Genomic DNA, 2115 nt, shown 5'->3' with positions numbered 1-2115 from the left:
GTCCAGATGTCGGTGGAATGGGTGTCCGGATAGTCATGCAATCCGCATACATACTCCTAGTTTAACTGCTCGTGTTAGTGCTCGATCTTCGTCGTAAGTCCAGTTTTCTTTGTTGAAAAATTGAATTGGTTTGAATTCTTTTAGACTTGCCTTGGTGGTTAAGCTGTTGACGGCTCTAATTTTTCCGAAAATCATTGCTCGCTTTAAAATCGCATCAACGATAGGGCCGTTCACTTTTATAAAATGATTGACGGCTGTCGCGTTCGCATATTCGGCCAATACATTATCTATGCAATTGGCTCTAAGTAAAACTCCCTCTAGGTCACGAGGTTCCGTCGATACAACGTTTTCAGGGAGTCTGAAGCCGGTAAGCCAATCGTAGTCGTTATCTACTAAGCCCATTACTACGATGTTTTGTAATGTTTTAACTGAGTTGAGGCGTTTTATAACTTCTATAAGTTTATATTTTCCATTGCATTCTATTAGGGTTGTGCTCTGCTCAATTCGAGGCTTGAAAAATTTTATATCAGTAACGCCTTCGAGAAGCCAAAATACTGCTCGTGGTTCAGCTGCTACAGTCATATTTATTTCTGAAATTATATCGCCAACTTCCCTAGTGCAAATCATTCTCCACGATCTCCGTCGTCGAGGGCTTGCATTATTTCATAGTGGTCGCCCACAATGAATGGAGAGTGAGTTGCTACTAACGCTTCGAATCCAACGATACTGGACATGTATTTGAGGTCTTCTATGAAGGTCTTCTGCCACGCAACATGCAATGATATTTCTGGCTCGTCAATTAATAGAAGTGTATTTGCTGGAGTTTTAAATAGAAGTTCGTACGTGATTACGATTTCATGTTGTTCGCCAGAGGAAAGAGCGTCAATAGGGATTGGATTGCCGTAGAATGAATCTGCGACCACTAATCCCTCGTCTTTTTTTATCAAGAGTTTCTTGTTTGTGAAATTGTTTTCCATTAGCTTAAGGAGTGCGGTGCAACGGATTGCGAGCTCATTAAATGAATCGAGCTTTTTTTCGCTGTCTTGGATAAAGAGGCTAATGGCCTCAAGCTTTGCGTCAGATAAGGCATCGATATCAGACGGTAAGACTGGGCCTTCAAACGCGGCTAATAATCCGATAGAGCTGAGCTGTGCTTGGCGAGATTCAAAGCGAAGCAGTCGCGATTTAACTTCTGATGGACTATATCTTGTTTGGCTTTCTAAGATTAGGCGGTGCGGGAAAGTTTGGTCTAATTCTTGTGCTCGCTTTGCATACTCTGCATTGACTATCTTTATCTGCTTTACCATGTCTGTAACGCATTCAAGAACTTTTGCACCACCTTTAATATCTGAGGCTATGCCAGAGAGTCTATGAGTGTCAATTATTTTGACACCCATTGAGTTTCTTATGCTGTCAAAAAAAACAGAATTATGTTTTTTTCTCTTTTTGCTACCCGGTATGTATTCGGCGATTACTTCATGGGCTTCAACTAAGGTTCCATCACGCAGGTCTTGCCAGAGCCCTTTTCTTAGCTTTGAAAGCCATGGTTTTGACTCTGCTACGCTTTCGGAAAACTCAAGCATTTTAGTGTCGAGTCCCTGAGCGTACTCGATAGATCCGTCAGGCTTTTTAACGGTGATATCGACTGCGCCAGAAAACACACCAGTTGACTTGTCGTGCGTTCGAGCTGAACGTTCAGCAGATATGATTACGCCATTGTCCATTTCTATTCGGCACAGCCGAAAAGGGATTTTAGAAAGCGCTTCGAGATCCCAGTCGAATATGCACTTCAGGCATCTAAGAACAGCAGTTTTTCCTACTCCGTTTGCGCCGTGTATTATTGTTAGTCCATCTCTGTCTAAGTGGATGTGATGGTTATAAATTCCGTATAGCTTGGAAAGATAGACGTCTTTTACTCTCACGGTTCACCAAATTTTTCAGTCCATTAAAAATCAATGATTGCATATTGCCACTTTTTAGGTCAAACACGTTGTTACACGGCGTCGGTCTCTCATGCTTTCGACGCTGAGCTGGCAAGGACTTGCTTGCACCCGAATATTTCGTTTTCCTTAGGGAAGGTCTGAAGTAAGCAGCCGTTTTTAACGGCCTCGCTGT

At 42.5% G+C, this 2115-nt stretch carries 2 protein-coding genes; both read right to left on the bottom strand.

Annotated elements, in window-relative coordinates:
- Positions 1-33: 33 nt before the first annotated feature.
- The gene (locus H096_RS26000; protein WP_162240130.1) at positions 34-582 is read right to left on the bottom strand and encodes a DUF4435 domain-containing protein; all 549 of its coding nucleotides are present in this window, start codon (positions 580-582) and stop codon (positions 34-36) included.
- 41 nt (positions 583-623) lie between these two features.
- Positions 624-1922, bottom strand: coding sequence for an AAA family ATPase (locus tag H096_RS25995; RefSeq protein ID WP_082461857.1), 1299 nt, complete (start codon positions 1920-1922; stop codon positions 624-626).
- Positions 1923-2115 lie beyond the last annotated feature (193 nt).

The sequence above is a fragment of the Pseudomonas sp. FH1 genome (assembly GCF_000510895.2).
Taxonomy (GTDB): domain Bacteria; phylum Pseudomonadota; class Gammaproteobacteria; order Pseudomonadales; family Pseudomonadaceae; genus Aquipseudomonas; species Aquipseudomonas azotoformans_A.
This window is presented reverse-complemented; position numbering and strand designations above follow the sequence as displayed.